Here is a 17,895-nt window from a genome sequence, read left to right as displayed (position 1 = left end):
TCGTCACACCTGCGTAGACAAGTGTATAGTGACTTAGTAAAGACTCCGGATGCCTGCCTTCATAGGCATGACAACAAGTCAGATTTATTCAGTTGGATTGATACTGTAATGAATGCTCGTCAAGGCTTCAAGTGGATCTGGCGCTTTAGTAATTGGTCGACCTATAACTAAGTAATCAGAGCCTGCTTTTAGTGCTTTTTCTGGGGTCATAATACGATGTTGATCACCAACAGCAGAACCGATTGGGCGGATTCCCGGAGTGATCAATTTAAAATCATCGCCTAAGGTCGATTTTAATGACTCAGCTTCTTGTGCTGAACACACAACACCATCTAAGCCTGCTTGATAAGCTAATGCCGCTAAGTGTTGCACTTGTTCGTCAGCAGTTTTGTTGATTCCAATTAGCGGCAGTTCCTCGTCACTCATTGAGGTCAAAACGGTAACACCAATTAACATTGGTGCTTTTTCACCATAGGGTTCAAGAATGTCCTTAGCCGCTTTCATCATGGCTAATCCACCACTTGCATGAACATTTACCATCCATACACCAAGTTCAGCTGCAGCCCTGACTGCTTTAGCCACTGTATTTGGTATATCGTGAAATTTTAAATCGAGGAAAACATCAAAACCTTTTTCTTGTACTTCCTTTACAAATTGAGGACCAAATAAAGTAAACATTTCTTTGCCGATTTTTAATCGGCACATTGTAGGATCAAGCTGATTAATTAGGGCAAAAGCTTGTGCTTTATTGTCATAGTCTAAAGCAACAAGGATACGTTTTTCAGCCATGGGTTCTCCTATATTATTTTCAATTTCATAACCATTACGATCACGGTTATTCGCCATCAATACCTTTTATGCGAGTAATTTTCCCCCAGGACTTACATGACGGACAATGCCAGTAAAGTACATGAGCAGGAAAACCACATGATTTGCAGCGGTAAGACGGCCTATATGCGATTTGCTGTGATACCAGTTTTTCTAATCTAGCTAAGTTATCCTTTGAAGCATCATCTTTTGTTTGATTTAAGTAAAGCTTCATTAGCTCCTGAAATCCTTTCATCGTAGGATTTTGATATAAGGAGTCGAGTAAGATTTGTTCTGCCTCAGATAAAGATTGATTTTGAAGTAATAAGTGTACAACTTCTAAGTTAACAGAAACACCAGCACCTTTCTCAATTGCTTGCTGTAAAAAATCTCGATACCCATTTGTATCTGACTGGGCAAAATATACTTCTTTAGTAACTTCTAAAGCATCTGCTATAAAATCGATATCGGCACTCAGTATTGATAGTAAGTAATTTTTACTTTGCTTATACTCTTTTCTTGACGCATGGACTTTAGCTAATTCAAGTAGTGCTCTTGTACATTTTGCGTCTTGTTTGATCGCTAACTTCAAATATTTTATTTTTTTTGCAGGGTCATCAGTTTCATCACTAAGTTGACAATAATAGTGAGCTTGACGTTCTAGGTACTCATTTCGACTAGACCGATTCATGCTGTTGATCACTTTAATTGCTTTACGCCAATCTTTAATTGTTTGGTAGATCGATATAAGTTGAGCTTCAGCTTCTTGAGTATCATCTGACTGTTGTAACAAACTTAAAAAGATTTCTTCAGCTCGATCATAAAAGCCAGCCGCCATGTAATCTTTACCGAGTTCTGACATTGCCATTTCTAGTTGTTCAGAAGCTAAACTAGGACGAGAAATTAGGTTTTGATGAATGCGAATGGCTCGGTCTACTTCACCACGTTTACGGAATAAAGCTCCAAGAGAAAGGTGGGTTTCAATGGTTTCATCATCAACATCGAGCATGTCGATAAAAAAATCAACCGCTTTGTCAGATTCGTTAGACAGAATAAAATTTAAGCCTGAAAAATATTCTTTGCTAAGCTTACGCTGTTTATTTTGTTGCTGGTGGCGCATACTCCTCCGCCCCATATACCAGCCGTAACTTGCAGCCAATGGCAATAACAAGAACAATATCTCAAGCATATTATTGATCTACTTCGCTAGTGGCTTTTTGGTCTATGGCAGCTAGCTTTTTATTTGCCTGTCTTAAAGCAACCTTTAGTTTTATAATTTGATAAGCCGCACATAACCAACTAAGCATAAATCCAACAAGAAAAACTGAGGCTAATACAATTGGAAGTCGATATTCACCTTGAGCAACAAAATAGCTGATGGTCACCATCTGTTCGTTACGTGCGCCGAAAATAAAAGCTAAAAAGAAGATTGTTGCAACGACAATTGTAATGAAAAATGATTTCACATTAATCTCCATATAATTCAGTAATACTGCTTTCGATAACAACAAAGTTGTTCGTTTAGTCATTGAAATCAGTACGAGTTCTGATTATCTGCGAAATATTAATTTTAGGCTAGCTTTAGATACAAAAAAGCCTCCCAAAGGAGGCTTTTTAATCAAGTCAGATCACGAATTGACTGCGTCAACACGTTCTCGTAATTCTTTGCCTGGCTTAAAATGTGGCACATACTTACCTTCTAGATCCACTGAGGTTCCAGTTTTAGGGTTACGACCAACACGCGGCGCACGATAGTGAAGTGAAAAGCTTCCGAATCCACGGATCTCTATACGGTCACCAGATTCTAATGTTGAAGCCATTTGCTCCAGCATCTCTTTTACAGCATTCTCAACTTCTTTCGCTGATAATTGTGGATTTTTAGCAGCGAGTTTTGCGATTAGTTCGGATTTAGTCATCCTAGCTATCCTCTTTTTTCAGCCAAACTTATAAACCATCAAAGGTGCTAATTAAAGCACCTTTATATCAATGATTACTTACGAGCAGCTTTAAACGCTTCTGCCATAGCATTACTGATAACAGCGTCATCTTTCTTGTTAACAGATGCTAGTGCTTCTTTCTCTTCAGCTTCGTCTTTCGCTTTGATAGACAGGCTGATAGTGCGGTTCTTACGATCTACACCCATGAACTTAGCTTCTACAGCGTCACCTTCTGCAAATACAGTAGATGCGTCTTCGATGCGCTCACGAGAGATATCAGCAACGCGGATGTAACCTTCAACTGAGTCAGCCAACTCAACAGTAACACCTTTAGCGTCAACTGCTGCAACAGTACCATTAACAATAGTACCTTTCTTCTTGTCAGCCAAGTAAGCGTTGAATGGATCGTCTTCAGTTTGCTTAACGCCTAAGCTGATACGCTCACGCTCTGGGTCAACTGAAAGAACAACTGCGTTGATTTCGTCACCTTTCTTGTACTCAGATACAGCTTCTTCGCCAGTACCAGTCCAAGAAATGTCAGATAGGTGAACAAGACCGTCGATGCCACCATCAAGACCGATGAAGATACCAAAGTCAGTGATAGACTTGATCTTACCAGAAACTTTGTCGCCCTTGTTATAACGAGAAGCGAAATCATCCCATGGGTTAGTCTTACATTGTTTAAGACCTAGAGAGATACGACGACGTTCTTCGTCAATGTCTAGAACTAGAACTTCAACTTCGTCACCTAAGTTAACAACTTTAGATGGGTGGATGTTCTTGTTAGTCCAATCCATTTCAGAAACGTGAACAAGACCTTCAACGCCTTCTTCGATTTCAACGAAACAACCATAATCAGTCAAGTTAGTTACACGACCACTCAGACGAGTGTTCTCTGGGTAACGCTTGCTGATTGCTAACCATGGGTCTTCGCCTAGTTGCTTAAGACCTAGTGATACGCGGGTACGCTCACGATCGTACTTAAGAACTTTAACGTTGATTTCGTCACCAACATTAACGATTTCAGATGGGTGCTTAACGCGCTTCCAAGCCATATCAGTGATATGTAGAAGACCATCAACACCACCAAGATCAACGAATGCACCGTAGTCAGTAAGGTTCTTAACGATACCTTTAACAGCTTGACCTTCTTGTAGGTTCTCAAGAAGCGCATCACGCTCTGCACTGCTTTCAGACTCGATAACAGCACGACGAGAAACAACAACGTTGTTACGCTTTTGGTCTAGCTTGATTACTTTGAATTCTAACTCTTTGTTTTCTAGGTGAGCAGTGTCACGAACTGGACGAACGTCAACTAGAGAACCAGGTAAGAATGCACGGATACCGTTTAATTCAACAGTGAAACCGCCTTTAACCTTACCATTGATAACACCGATAACAGTCTCAGCGTCTTCATATGCTTTTTCAAGAACAATCCAAGCTTCGTGGCGCTTAGCTTTTTCACGAGAAAGTTGAGTCTCACCGAAGCCATCTTCAACAGAGTCAAGAGCAACGTCTACTTCATCACCAACGTTGATTTCAAGTTCGCCAGCAGCGTTCTTGAATTGATCAGCAGGGATTGGGCTTTCAGATTTAAGACCAGCGTCAACTAGTACCATGCCGTTTTCGATAGCTACTACAGTACCACGTACAATAGAGCCTGGGCGGAATTCTAGTTGTTCTAGGGATTGTTCAAACAGATCAGCAAAAGATTCAGTCATGTTAATTTACTTTAAGTAATAAACTACATTCATTCCTAAACGTAGAGTCAGTTAAATAATTTCACCATCATCCTTGTGGTGAACGCCTATCAATCTCGAAATTAATCAAGATTCGATAAATTTTTCTCGATGTGCGTGATAACAATATCCAACACACCTTCAATATTAATTCCTGTCGTATCAACGACTAATGCATCATCCGCTGGTTTCAGCGGTGCAACGAGCCGATTCATATCACGTTCATCTCGCTCAATGATTTCAGCCAAAAGGCGGTCGATTTTAACATCGAAGCCCTTGTCCTGCAACTGATTATACCTACGCTCTGCACGTTCTTCAGCCGATGCTGTTAAAAAAATCTTTACTGGCGCTTCAGGGAAAACCACGGTTCCCATATCACGACCATCAGCGATTAGCCCCGGTTCTGCCTCAAAAGCTCTTTGACGTCGTAATAATGCTTCTCTAACTCTAGGGAATGCAGCAATTTTTGACGCGGCATCAGAGCATTCTTGAGTGCGAATGTCTCGCGTTACATCTTCGCCTTCTAAAACCACTTTGATGTTGTCGTTTTCATTGCCTGCAAGAAACTGTACATCGAGATGTGCGGCTAACAAACTAATCGCTTCTTCGTTATCAAGTTCAACATCATGATGAATCGAAGCTAATGCCAATACTCGATAAATAGCACCACTATCTAATAAATGAAATCCGAGTTTTTGAGCCAGTAAATGACATATTGTCCCTTTTCCAGCTCCGCTTGGGCCATCAACTGTTACTACTGGAGTCCGTTCAGACATAATTCCTCCAAAATAAACATTCCCTAAAAGCACCTATTAGGCTGTTAAAGCCCAGCCGAAAAATAATTTTATGGGTGCTAATGAAAATAAGCGGCGGCATTGTACACCAGCTAAATTCAAAAATCCGATTGTTTTTCAGATATTCGTGACCGCTGAAATAAATGAATAGGAAAAATGAATAGGAATGAAGCCGTACAAATTTATTGACTACAAGAGCAGAAAATTATCAGTACGGCATTTTAGAGCTTACTCTTGGCCTATTTGAGATAAGGCTTCGAAATAGTTAGGGAAAGTTTTTGATGTACACTCCGGATCATTAATGGTCACCCCTACTGCTGACGCTGAAAGCAGAGAAAAACACATAGCCACACGATGGTCATTGTATGTATCAATGGTGGCATGGGTTAACTGATGAGGAGCCGTAACTTCAATAGCATCATTATGCTCTACAACTGTAGCCCCAACCTTTTTTAATTCCGTTGCCATGGCAGCCAATCGGTCTGTCTCTTTGATACGCCAGTTATAGATATTTTTAAGCTTAGTTGTGCCTTTAGCAAATATTGCGGCAACAGCCAATGTCATAGCAGCATCTGGAATATGATTCATATCCATATCAATAGCAGAGAGTTCAGCTTTAGATGAAATAATATAATCATCGCCCCACTCTATGTTAGCGCCCATAGCAGCAAGAGCATCAGCAAACTGAATATCACCTTGAATACTGTTTTTTCCAATGCCAGTAACTTTAACTTGACCACCATTGATGGCACCAGCAGCAAGAAAATAAGAAGCGGATGAAGCATCACCCTCTACTAAAAAGTTTCCTGGAGATTGATACTGTTGCCCTGACTTAATTTCAAAACGTTGATAGTTATGATTCACGACCAACACACCAAAACGTTCCATTAGCTTAATAGTTATGTCAATGTATGGCTTTGAAACCAAATCGCCATCAACGCTAATTGTTACGTTATCCTTAGCTAACGGAGCCACCATCAATAAAGCAGTTAAAAATTGGCTAGACAATTTGCCTGAGATACTAACATCACCACCAGACAGACCTGTCCCTTTTACCAGAACTGGCGGATAGCCAGACTGTTTTTGATAGCTAATTTCAGCCCCAAGCTGTGCGAGTGCATCGACTAAATCTTCGATAGGGCGTTCCTCCATTCGAGGCTCACCCGTTAACTCATATTCACCAAAGCCTAAAGTTAATGCTGCACATAGGGGGCGCATAGCTGTTCCAGCATTACCCAAAAATAATGACTGCAATTTGTAGCTTATGAATGGGCCATTGTTGCCATGAACCACACATTGGGTTTTATCTTCGCTTAACTCGTATCGAATGCCCAACTGCTTAAGCGCCGATAACATATGTCGGATATCATCTGAATCTAACAAGTTATTAAGGGTCGTTGTACCTGCAGCCAGGGAAGCCAATAACAAGGCACGATTGGAAATGCTTTTTGAACCAGGAATATTTATTTCACCATTAAATTTAGCAAAATGAGGCAAAGTGAGTTGTTGCATCTTATGAATGTAATTAGCATACAGATTAGGGATATACAGAATGGCGCATACATAAATTTTCTGCAACTGTTATTCTCCCTAACCCTTCAATTTGTGATAGTCTCACTTAATTGCAATAAGTTATAAGATAAAACAAAAAGGTAGATATAAGATGTTAGATCGCTTAACCGCTATGCCCGCAGATCCAATTTTAGGACTTCTAAATCAATATCGACAAGACACCAATCCAAACAAAGTTGATTTGGGTGTTGGGGTTTATAAAGATCCACAAGGACATACCCCTATCCTTGATTGTGTAAAAGCCGCCGAGAAACATCGTTTTGCAACCGAAGATACCAAAGTATACATAGGGCCAACAGGTTCAGCTGATTTTAATACTTTAATTACTGAACTATGTTTCGGTTCAGATCATCCTGCATTATTAGCAAACCGTATTCGTACTGTTTCGACTCCTGGTGGAACAGGTGCACTTCGTGTAGCAGCTGATTTTATAAAACGTTGTAATAATGATGCCGTTCTATGGGTAAGCGATCCAACTTGGGCTAACCATACTGGATTATTTGAAGCAGCAGGCATCACTGTAAAAACCTACCCATATTATGATTATGACAATAAGTCACTCAAATTTGACGAAATGGTAGCCCGCCTTGAGCAAGTAAGTGCTGATGACGTTGTTTTACTTCATGCGTGTTGCCACAACCCAAGTGGTATGGACTTAACACCCGCGCAATGGGACATCATTGCAGAGCTAGCAAAAAACAAAGGCTTCACACCACTGATTGATATGGCTTATCAAGGATTTGGCATTGATGAAGACGCTGATGCCTACGGCGTTCGTAAAATGGCCGCTACTGTTGAAAATATGATTCTTTGCAGTTCTTGCTCTAAGAACTTTGGCTTATACCGTGAACGTATCGGTTCTTGTTCAATCATTGGTAGCACTTCTACTAAAGCGGATACCGCCTTTTCTGTTCTGCTTTATGTTGTACGCTGTTTATACTCCATGCCCCCTGCTCACGGCGCAGCTATTGTAGAAACCATTCTAGGTTCAGCAGAACTGAAGCAACAATGGTTAGACGAATTAAAGCACATGCGTGATCGAATCAACGGTAATCGTCAATTACTGGTAAATGCGCTTCACGGATTAAATGTTAATCGAGATTTCAGTTTTATCACTGCACAAAAAGGCATGTTCTCTTTCTTAGGCGTAAATCCACAACAAGTGGAACAACTAAAAAGTGATTACAGTGTTTACATGGTTGGTTCTAGTCGCATCAGCATTGCAGGCATTACTGAAACCAATGTTGATTACTTAGCTCAATCTATAGCAAAGGTACTCTAGTTACTGTCCATAATAGGCACTCTTGATGAGTGCCTTATTTTTTACTGCCACTCAACCCTATTCAAATTCTTGCTACCTCAAAGCGTTAATTAAAAATATGAAATATATTTAATTAAAATTAATTGGATTTCATTACCAATTACAAACATAGTTGTGCTTTAAATTTAAGTGATTAGCAAATAAGGTGATAATATGTCAGGAGAATCCCCCCTAATAAGTAGAGGCGGTGGTGCACAACACTATTCTAGCGTCCAACAACATGATGCAATGGATGATGCTTACCAGATAATAGATCCAAACAAACAGAATAAGCTTAGCTCCGCAAAGCGAGTTGGTTTAGTCGTTACAGGAACTATTTTCGTTGCTGGTGGTGCAGTTGCAGCAGTAGGAGCTCCAGCCGTAACTTTCGTAGCAACACAAATTTTTGGACAAAATGCCACGAATGATACAGTGAAAAACTTTATCGAAGGTAGTGGCAACTCTTTACCCCCTGAATACAACGGGCCTCAATGGTCAAACGAGGGAGTGAAATCTGTGGGGATAGGTACTGCAGAGGCTACTGTAGGTGTTGCTTCAATTATTGCTGGTACTGCAATGATCATAAAAGGCTGGAATGGCTAATCTTTTTCTTCAACAATGATAAATAAGTAGCATAGAACCATGCCCGTTGTATACTTTCAATGGAGTGAACGGGTATGGATATGTTTCGCTAAGGCTATATTTTTGAAAATAAACTACTGGTTTATTACACTATCACTATAATTTAGCCAGCTCACCAAGTTTAATGAAAGACGTACAATTACACGCCACTAAAGATGGCTCACACACGCTTATAAACCCTACACTCAAAGAATCCTATCATGCCTATAATGGGGCTCTTACAGAATCTCAATTCATATATATTGAATGTGGACTTAGATATTTTTTATCTCTAAATACAGTTAACGACCAGACTATAAACATTCTTGAATTTGGTTTTGGTACAGGCTTAAACGCTCTATTAACATTGAAGCAAAGTATAGATGCTCGCCAAGCAATTAAATATTCTAGCCTTGAGCCATACCCTATTCCTATCGATACCGCGCAGAAACTGAATTACGTCAAAAAGCTAAAAATGCCAAGCCCAGAGTTATTCACCCAAATTCATGCTTGCGATTGGGGAGAAGTTGAAGAAATTACCGAAAAATTTGAACTACTAAAAATTCAACAAAAGTTACACGATGCTGCTTTAACACTAAACTCAGTAGATATTATATATTACGATGCATTTGCTCCCAGTAAGCAACCTGATGCTTGGGAAAAACACTTATTCGAAAAATGTTTTCAAGCATTAAAACCAAATGGATTACTGGTCAGCTATTGCGCCAATGGACAATTTAAGCGTGACCTAAAAGCGATAGGGTTTAAATTAGACCAGTGTGAAGGCCCTATGGGCAGACGTGAAATTACTCGAGCTTGGAAGCGATAAATTAAAATTCAGGTTTATCTTTACTGTAAGGTAAACCTGAAGTTACTTTAAATACTTAGAATGAAAGGTTTTAACATTAATACCGTTTAATAAACTGAGCCAATGTGTTTACCCCTTCCATTGACATAGCATTATAAATACTCGCTCTAAGTCCACCAACAAATCGGTGCCCTTTTAATGCCACTAACCCATGTGATTCAGCTTCTGTTAAAAAATGTGCTTGTTTGCTCTTGTCTTTCATATGAAAAGTAACATTCATCAATGAACGATTTTGTGATGCAACATCATTGTAAAAGTTGTCAGAAGCATCAATTGCAGCATAAAGAAGCTCAGCTTTATCTCGATTAATTTTTTCAATATATGAAACACCACCAATTTGTTTTAACCATTTAAAAACTTCAGCCGCTAGATACCAAGCAAAAGTTGGTGGCGTGTTATACATAGAATTATTTTCTAGCTGAGCTTGATAGCTAAAAATTGTTGGTTGCGGCAAGCTTGGTAGTTGCAACATATCTTCACGAACAATTGCAATTGATAAACCTGAAGGCCCAATATTTTTTTGAGCACCAGCATAAATGACAGCAAATTTTGATACATCAATGTCGCGTGAAAGAATATTGGACGACATATCAGCAATAATTGGCCAAGGAGAATCAATGTCATCAAAAATTTCGATACCATCTACGGTTTCATTTGGACAATAATGAAGATATCTGAATTGACGCACATCGCCAGTAAAGTCAGGAAGTGTTACTGATTTAGTTTCATCTTTGTTTTGGTGGTTTGAAATCGAAACAGTATCAATCTGCTCTTCTGGCACCAATTTTTTTGCTTCATCAGCTGCAAGTTGAGACCATTGACCAGAAATCAAATAAAGTGCTCTACCTTGTTCCCCTAAAAAGTTATTTACTACAGCTGCAAATTGCGCTCGGCCACCACCATGCATAAAAAATACATGGTAGTTGTCAGGGATGTTCATTAGCTCTCGCAGGTCAATTTCAGCTTGTTTAGCTAATGCTAGAAAAGGCTTATCTCTGTGACTGACTTCCATTACGGAAGTACCTAAGCCGTTCCAGTTAATTAACTCTGCTTGTGCTTTTTTCATAACTGGCTCTGGGATCATTGCCGGACCAGCACAAAAATTGTAGGTTTTCGTCACTCTTTCATTCCTTAAAAAAAGAGCGCCATTAAGGCGCTCAGTCTATTCTTTCCAATTATTCTTCTGTTGGTTGCTCAGTTGCACCTTCAGCAGCGGCCTCTTCGATAGCCTCTTCGACTTCAGCGTCAGCACACTGAACTTCATCTATTCGCTGTAGACCTACAACACTTTCGCCTTCAGCGGTACGGATAATGGTCACACCTTGTGTGTTACGACCGATGGTCGAAACACCACTAGCTGGAGTTCGAACTAATGTACCTTTATCACTGATCAGCATGATTTCGTCGTTTTCATTCACTTGAACTGCGCCGACAACTTCACCATTACGTTCGCTAACCTTGATCGATACAACACCTTTAGTTGCACGGCTCTTGGCTGGGTATTCACTTAAAATAGTACGTTTACCATAACCATTTTCAGTAACAGTCAGAATGTCACCGTCACCTTTAGGAACGATTAGCGATACCACTTTCTGCCCATCTTCAAGCTTAATACCACGAACACCAGTTGCAGTACGACCCATCGCTCTTAGAGAGTAAACTTCTTCACCGGTTTCAAGGTCACGTTTGATTTCGCCAGTTTCTGAATCACGAACCTTCTCGCCAAAGCGAACCACTTTACCTTCGTTCGAGAACAGCATGATTTCATTATCACCATTAGTGATATCAACACCAATCAACTCGTCATCATCACGTAGGTTAACCGCGATAATACCGTTAGAACGCGGGTTACTGTAGGCAGTAAGTGCCGTCTTCTTAACGGTACCATGCGCAGTCGCCATGATGATGAACTTATCTTCAGAGTATTCACGTACAGGCAGAATTGCAGTAATACGTTCTTCATCTGTTAACGGCAATAAGTTGACAATTGGACGTCCACGTGCAGTGCGGCTTGCTAGTGGTAATTGATACACTTTCAGCCAGTACATCTTACCTTTGTCGGAGAAACATAAGATGGTATCGTGAGTATTCGCAACCAATAACTTCTCAACAAAGTCTTCATCTTTAACTTTAGTTGCCGCCTTACCTTTACCACCACGACGCTGTGCTTGGTAATCGGTTAATGGCTGATACTTGGCATAACCAAGGTGAGATAAAGTTACTACAACATCTTCTTCGTTGATAAGATCTTCAAGGCTCATATCAACTTCGTGAGCTTTAATTTCTGTACGACGCTCGTCACCAAAATCAGCAAGAACCACTTCAAGCTCTTCTTTGATCACTTCCATCAAACGTTCTGGGCTTCGCAAGATGTGTAACAAACCAGCGATGAATTCTAATAGCTCTTCGTATTCGTTTAAGATCTTTTCATGTTCAAGACCCGTTAAACGGTGCAAACGTAGTTCAAGAATCGCTTGTGCTTGTTGTTCAGTTAAATAGTATTTGCCGTCACGGATTCCGTACTCAGGCTCTAACCATTCAGGACGTGCTGCATCATCACCTGCTTTTTCAAGCATGGATTTAACGTTACCTAAATCCCAACCTTGCGCAATTAACTTAGCTTTCGCTTCGTTTGGAGTAGGCGAGTTCTTGATAAGCTCGATAACAGGATCGATGTTAGCCAGTGCGATTGCTAAAGATTCAAGAATATGTGCACGGTCACGAGCCTTGCGTAATTCGTAAACGGTACGACGAGTTACCACTTCACGACGATGAAGCACAAACGCTTCTAGCATTTCTTTTAGATTGAATATCTTAGGTTGACCATTGCTTAGGGCAACCATATTGATACCAAAAGAACACTGCATCTGGGTTTGTGCATAAAGGTTATTTAGAACAACCTCACCCACTTCACCACGCTTGATTTCAATAACAATGCGCATACCTTCTTTATCAGACTCATCTCTAAGAGCACTGATACCTTCGATACGCTTATCTTTTACTAGCTCAGCGATTTTCTCGATAAGCTTAGCTTTGTTAACTTGGTATGGAATTTCAGAAACGATAATCGTTTCTTTACCATTATTATCGGTTTCGACTACGGCGCGAGCACGCATAACCGCACGACCGCGACCAGTTCGATATGCTTCAATAATACCTTTACGGCCATTAATCGTTGCTGCCGTTGGAAAGTCAGGTCCAGGAATATATTCCATCAATTCATCGATGGTTACATCTGGGTTATCAATTAATGCCAAACAACCTTGAACCACTTCAGTTAAGTTGTGTGGCGGAATATTGGTTGCCATACCAACCGCAATACCTGCAGAACCATTAACCAATAATGCAGGGATACGAGTAGGTAAAACGGCTGGAATTTGTTCGGTACCATCATAGTTAGGTACAAAATCGACGGTCTCTTTATCTAAATCAGCCAGTAATTGGTGAGACAGTTTTTCCATGCGGATTTCGGTATAACGCATTGCCGCAGCGGCATCTCCATCTACCGAACCGAAGTTTCCTTGTCCGTCGACTAAGGTGTAACGCATAGAGAAAGGTTGTGCTAAACGCACAATGGTGTCGTAAACCGCAGAGTCACCATGAGGGTGATATTTACCGATTACGTCACCGACAACACGAGCCGACTTTTTGTAAGGCTTGTTATAGTCGTTTTTTAACTCGTTCATTGCAAATAGAACGCGACGATGTACAGGCTTTAAGCCATCACGTACATCTGGCAGCGCCCTACCTACGATCACGCTCATTGCATAATCAAGGTAAGAATTTTTTAATTCATCCTCGATGTTTATCGGCGAAATTGATGATGCCAGATCAGTCATAAACTGCTCGCTCTCCTGAAAATTGCTGAAGACACTATGATTCCGTGTCCACTCGAGCCTAAAAAAATTGATTTAACATTCTAACACAGTTATTTGAAGCCGCCACTGCAATCTAATCCAGATTTTAGAAGCACTCAAACACTCACAAACCCAATTGCTTTTAAAGCCTGTGATATCAGGTTGTTCGAACCAATTCGAAGGAATATCTGTAATTAATAGTAATAAAAAAATCACTGATTGTTAGCACTTTTTTTAATCGATTGATAAATTATTTACATAGCTAAAGTTATTAATCGTTATATAATCACTTTTAATTTTTAGCCGGATATTTGGCAATTGTGTATGCAAGACAATTTAAATGTAGATAAACAAGAAATCGCTAAATTTGAAAGTATGGCTGCGACATGGTGGGATCCTAATGGTGAATTTAAACCTCTTCATCAAATGAATCCACTTCGTCTTAATTATATCGATGAAAAAAGCCAGGGATTATTTGGTAAACAAGTACTGGATGTAGGCTGCGGTGGTGGAATCCTATCTGAAAGCATGGCGAAACTTGGCGCTAATGTTTCTGGTTTAGATATGGGAACCGAGCCATTAGAGGTTGCACGTCTTCATGCACTTGAGTCTGGTGTCTCAGTAAACTATTTGCAACAGACCGCAGAGTCACACCGAGATGAGAATATAGAAAAGTACGATGTGGTTACTTGCATGGAAATGCTGGAGCATGTTCCAGACCCTCTCTCTGTCATTCAAGCTTGCTGTGATATGGTAAAGCAAGATGGTTATGTCTTCTTTTCTACTATCAATCGCAACATCATGTCATACATACAAGCCATTGTCGGTGCTGAGTATGTACTCAAAATGCTTCCTGTAGGTACCCATGATCACAGCAAATTTATCCGCCCTTCAGAATTAATAAAACTTGCAGAACAAACCGAATTACAATGTTTTGATGCCATTGGTACTAAATACAATCCATTGACACAGATTTTTTCATATACCAACAAGCTTGATGTCAACTATATGATTGCGTGCCAAAAGGTTAAATGATGCAAGAAAAGATAAAAGGGATTTTGTTCGATCTTGATGGCACATTACTAGATACAGCAAAAGACTTAACTTATGCACTTAATCTCAGTTTAGCCGATCACGGCTATGCACCCGTTTCTGAACAATTAGTAAAAGAATCAGTCTCTCAAGGAAGTTTAATTATTTGCCAAACAGCACTTCCTACGCAACCTGTAGAGATTCAACTACGGGTTCAAAAAACTATGCTGAAGCACTATCAAGATGTAAGCGGCCATAAAACGGATTTCTTCAATGGCATAGATTCTCTAATCAATCGGTTAGACTGTCACGGTTTGAGCTATGGTATTGTTACTAACAAAGTAGCCAAGTTTGCCCGTCCTTTGGTAGCAAAATTCGAGTTATTTACACAGAATACAACTCTCATTTCTGGTGACTCTACTACACATAACAAACCCAATGCTCAACCCATGCTTCTTGCTGCTCAGCAGTTGAATTTATTATCAAGTGACATTATCTATGTGGGTGATTCGCGAACTGATATATATGCAGCTAAAAATGCAGGAATGAAATCTGCTATCGCAACGTGGGGATATATTTCCTCTGGTGAAAAAATTAGCGATTGGAATGCCGATCTTATTTTAAACGATCCTAACGATCTTTTGTCATTGTTCAATTTTTAAAATAATGTTTTTAACATTTTTTTAACTCCGGCAAAGGAAATTTTTATCGTTCATATATTGGTCTAATGAGTACACAGGGTTTAGGAAAATAGCTTCTATGGTTAGCCATTACTAACCTTGGTTTTACCCTCAGGTTATCCACAAGATATACATCTTGCAAAATCCGACTAACCTCACTATCTTGTAGATAACGACATAATAAACACTATATCTTGTGTATTAATAACAATCGCTACACTACAATTTGCCTACAGATTAAACAAATTAAGACTTCACCTTGCCTAGCCAAGGGTTGTCATGATTCGATTGTATTACATGAACAACTCAGCAGTAGTTGCTGACGATATATAGACAAGGCTTATCTTCAATGAACAGCAATATGACAGTTACAAAACGTAGTGGTGAGAGAGAAACGATCGATCTCGAAAAAATCCACCGCGTGATCACATGGGCAGCCGAAGGGCTTAACAATGTATCTGTATCCGAAGTAGAACTTCGCTCACACCTTCAATTTTATAACGGTATTCCGACTGAAGCGATTCATGAAACTATAATCAAGGCCGCTGCAGATTTAATTTCTCCACAGTCACCTGATTACCAGTTTTTAGCTGCACGTTTAGCTGTTTTCCATTTACGAAAGAAAGCCTTTGGTCAATTTGAACCGCCAAAGCTATATGACCATGTCAGTAAACTTATCGAGTTAGGTAAATACGATCAACACATCCTTGAGGACTATACCAAGGATGAAATTGATACTATGGATTCTTACATAGATCACTGGCGTGATATGACCTTCTCTTATGCTGCAGTAAAGCAGTTAGAAGGTAAGTACCTAGTACAAAACCGTGTATCTGGCGAAGTTTATGAAAGCGCTCAGTTTTTGTATATTTTGGTAGCAGCTTGCTTATTTTCTCGCTATCCAAAAGAAACGCGATTAGATCATATTAAACGCTTTTATGATGCTACGTCTAAATTCAAGATCTCTTTGCCAACGCCAATCATGGCTGGTGTACGTACCCCTACTCGTCAGTTCAGCTCATGTGTACTAATTGAATGTGACGATAGCCTAGACTCAATTAACGCAACTTCATCTGCAATCGTTAAATACGTGAGTCAGCGTGCTGGTATTGGTATTAATGCAGGTCGCATTCGTGCGTTAGGTAGTCCAATCCGTGGTGGTGAAGCATTCCACACTGGTTGTATTCCTTTCTATAAGCACTTCCAAACCGCGGTGAAATCATGTTCTCAAGGTGGTGTTCGTGGTGGCGCAGCTACCCTGTTCTATCCAATTTGGCATCTTGAAGTTGAATCTTTACTTGTTCTTAAGAACAACCGTGGTGTAGAAGATAATCGTATCCGTCATCTTGACTACGGTGTTCAAATAAATAAAGTGATGTATCAGCGCTTAATTAAAGGCCAAGACATTTCATTGTTTAGTCCTTCTGATGTACCTGGTCTTTATGACGCCTTTTTTGAAGATCAAGCTGAGTTTGAGCGTTTATATCTTCAGTATGAAAACGACAGCAACATCAAGCGCCAAAATATCAAAGCTGCTGAGCTGTTCTCTCTATTAATGCAAGAACGTGCATCAACTGGTCGTATTTATATTCAAAACGTGGATCACTGTAATACTCACAGTCCATTTGACTCGAAAGTTGCGCCTGTTCGTCAATCTAATCTTTGTTTAGAAATTGCGTTACCAACTAAACCGTTAAATGACATTAATGATCCAAACGGTGAAATTGCACTTTGTACTCTTTCAGCATTGAACTTAGGTGCTATCGAAAATCTAGACGAGCTTGAAGAGCTTTCTGATCTTGCCGTTCGCGCTCTAGATAATTTACTTGATTATCAAGATTACCCAATCAAAGCCGCTGAACTTTCTTCAATGAATCGCCGTACATTAGGTATTGGTGTTATTAACTTCGCTAACTATATTGCGAAGCACGGGTTGAAGTATTCTGATGGTAGCGCCAACGGCCTTACTCACAAAACATTTGAAGCTATTCAGTACTACTTATTAAAAGCTTCAATGAATTTGGCTAAAGAATATGGTGCATGTCCGTTATTCAATGAGACTACGTACTCAAAAGGTATCTTACCAATTGATACCTACAAGAAAGACCTAGATAAGATTTGTAATGAGCCATTGCATCTAGATTGGGAAAGTTTGCGTAGTGATATACAGCAGTACGGATTACGTAACTCGACTTTATCTGCGTTAATGCCATCTGAGACGTCTTCACAAATCTCAAATGCGACAAATGGTATTGAACCTCCACGTGGTTTGATCAGTATTAAGGCAAGTAAAGACGGACAACTAAAACAAGTTGTACCTGATTTTGATAAGTTAAAAGACAAATACGAACTACTTTGGAACATGGATGGAAATCAAGGTTATCTTGAGTTAGTCGGAATCATGCAAAAGTTTGTTGATCAAGCAATTTCAGCAAATACTAACTATGATCCAACCAAATTTAGTGATGCCAAAGTCCCAATGCAGACATTATTGAAAGATTTATTGACTGCATACAAGCTTGGAGTGAAGACTTTATATTATCATAACACTCGAGATGGAGCCTCAGATCAACTGGACGATATAACCAGTGTTGAAGAAGAGGATGATGGATGCGCAGGCGGTGCGTGTAAGATTTAATCTTACTTAAACTTTTAGGAATAGTTTGGGGACATTACGTCCCCTTTTAG

The 17,895-nt window shown here is 39.8% G+C and carries 15 protein-coding genes; 6 read left to right on the top strand and 9 right to left on the bottom strand.

From position 1 onward, the window contains the following. Nucleotides 1-84: 84 nt before the first annotated feature. The 7 genes from pyrF to aroA form a co-directional block, all read right to left on the bottom strand. Nucleotides 85-789, bottom strand: a complete 705-nt coding sequence (pyrF, locus tag D5018_RS02900; RefSeq protein WP_121837539.1) for an orotidine-5'-phosphate decarboxylase — start codon at nucleotides 787-789, stop codon at nucleotides 85-87. Between the two features lie 46 nt (nucleotides 790-835). After that, the gene (lapB, locus tag D5018_RS02895) at nucleotides 836-1,996 is read right to left on the bottom strand and encodes a lipopolysaccharide assembly protein LapB (RefSeq protein ID WP_121837484.1); all 1,161 of its coding nucleotides are present in this window, start codon (nucleotides 1,994-1,996) and stop codon (nucleotides 836-838) included. A gap of 1 nt (nucleotide 1,997) precedes the next feature. Beyond that, nucleotides 1,998-2,273, bottom strand: a complete 276-nt coding sequence (locus D5018_RS02890; protein ID WP_121837483.1) for a LapA family protein — start codon at nucleotides 2,271-2,273, stop codon at nucleotides 1,998-2,000. A 162-nt stretch (nucleotides 2,274-2,435) separates the two neighbouring features. After that, the gene (gene ihfB / locus D5018_RS02885) at nucleotides 2,436-2,723 is read right to left on the bottom strand and encodes an integration host factor subunit beta (RefSeq protein ID WP_121837482.1); all 288 of its coding nucleotides are present in this window, start codon (nucleotides 2,721-2,723) and stop codon (nucleotides 2,436-2,438) included. A 74-nt stretch (nucleotides 2,724-2,797) separates the two neighbouring features. Continuing rightward, nucleotides 2,798-4,465, bottom strand: coding sequence for a 30S ribosomal protein S1 (gene rpsA, locus D5018_RS02880; protein WP_121837481.1), 1,668 nt, complete (start codon nucleotides 4,463-4,465; stop codon nucleotides 2,798-2,800). 101 nt (nucleotides 4,466-4,566) lie between these two features. After that, nucleotides 4,567-5,259: a (d)CMP kinase gene (gene cmk / locus D5018_RS02875; RefSeq protein ID WP_121837480.1), complete on the bottom strand. Its 693-nt coding sequence runs from the start codon at nucleotides 5,257-5,259 to the stop codon at nucleotides 4,567-4,569. 246 nt (nucleotides 5,260-5,505) lie between these two features. Continuing rightward, on the bottom strand, nucleotides 5,506-6,789 hold the full coding sequence (aroA, locus tag D5018_RS02870) for a 3-phosphoshikimate 1-carboxyvinyltransferase (protein WP_121837479.1): 1,284 nt from the start codon (nucleotides 6,787-6,789) through the stop codon (nucleotides 5,506-5,508). A 151-nt stretch (nucleotides 6,790-6,940) separates the two neighbouring features. On the opposite strand from aroA, the gene D5018_RS02865 reads away from it, so the two are divergent. The 3 genes from D5018_RS02865 (at nucleotide 6,941) to mnmC2 (ending at nucleotide 9,599) form a co-directional block, all read left to right on the top strand. Further along, nucleotides 6,941-8,131, top strand: coding sequence for an amino acid aminotransferase (locus tag D5018_RS02865; protein WP_121837478.1), 1,191 nt, complete (start codon nucleotides 6,941-6,943; stop codon nucleotides 8,129-8,131). 192 nt (nucleotides 8,132-8,323) lie between these two features. After that, the gene (locus tag D5018_RS02860) at nucleotides 8,324-8,752 is read left to right on the top strand and encodes a hypothetical protein (RefSeq protein WP_121837477.1); all 429 of its coding nucleotides are present in this window, start codon (nucleotides 8,324-8,326) and stop codon (nucleotides 8,750-8,752) included. A gap of 163 nt (nucleotides 8,753-8,915) precedes the next feature. Next, nucleotides 8,916-9,599 carry a tRNA (5-methylaminomethyl-2-thiouridine)(34)-methyltransferase MnmC2 gene (gene mnmC2, locus D5018_RS02855; protein ID WP_121837476.1) on the top strand — a complete coding sequence of 228 codons (684 nt, stop codon included), beginning with the start codon at nucleotides 8,916-8,918 and terminating at the stop codon, nucleotides 9,597-9,599. A gap of 76 nt (nucleotides 9,600-9,675) precedes the next feature. On the opposite strand, the gene serC is transcribed toward mnmC2, so the two are convergent. Both serC and gyrA read right to left on the bottom strand, forming a co-directional pair. Next, nucleotides 9,676-10,758: a 3-phosphoserine/phosphohydroxythreonine transaminase gene (gene serC, locus D5018_RS02850; protein ID WP_121837475.1), complete on the bottom strand. Its 1,083-nt coding sequence runs from the start codon at nucleotides 10,756-10,758 to the stop codon at nucleotides 9,676-9,678. 55 nt (nucleotides 10,759-10,813) lie between these two features. Further along, nucleotides 10,814-13,477 carry a DNA topoisomerase (ATP-hydrolyzing) subunit A gene (gene gyrA / locus D5018_RS02845; RefSeq protein WP_121837474.1) on the bottom strand — a complete coding sequence of 888 codons (2,664 nt, stop codon included), beginning with the start codon at nucleotides 13,475-13,477 and terminating at the stop codon, nucleotides 10,814-10,816. Nucleotides 13,478-13,819: 342 nt separating this feature from the next. Here gyrA and ubiG point away from each other — a divergent pair, with 342 nt between their 5' ends. The 3 genes from ubiG (at nucleotide 13,820) to nrdA (ending at nucleotide 17,845) form a co-directional block, all read left to right on the top strand. After that, entirely contained in the window at nucleotides 13,820-14,530 is a 711-nt protein-coding gene (gene ubiG / locus D5018_RS02840) for a bifunctional 2-polyprenyl-6-hydroxyphenol methylase/3-demethylubiquinol 3-O-methyltransferase UbiG (RefSeq protein WP_121837473.1), read from the top strand. After that, entirely contained in the window at nucleotides 14,527-15,189 is a 663-nt protein-coding gene (locus D5018_RS02835; RefSeq protein WP_121837472.1) for an HAD-IA family hydrolase, read from the top strand. Before ubiG ends, D5018_RS02835 begins: the two co-directional genes overlap by 4 nt. A gap of 367 nt (nucleotides 15,190-15,556) precedes the next feature. Beyond that, nucleotides 15,557-17,845, top strand: a complete 2,289-nt coding sequence (nrdA, locus tag D5018_RS02830) for a class 1a ribonucleoside-diphosphate reductase subunit alpha (protein ID WP_121837471.1) — start codon at nucleotides 15,557-15,559, stop codon at nucleotides 17,843-17,845. The last annotated feature ends 50 nt before the right edge of the window (nucleotides 17,846-17,895 follow it).

This window comes from Parashewanella curva, from assembly GCF_003675895.1.
Classification (GTDB): Bacteria; Pseudomonadota; Gammaproteobacteria; order Enterobacterales; family Shewanellaceae; genus Parashewanella; species Parashewanella curva.
Note: the sequence above shows the minus strand (reverse complement) of the source record. Positions and strands in the feature narration are given on the sequence as shown.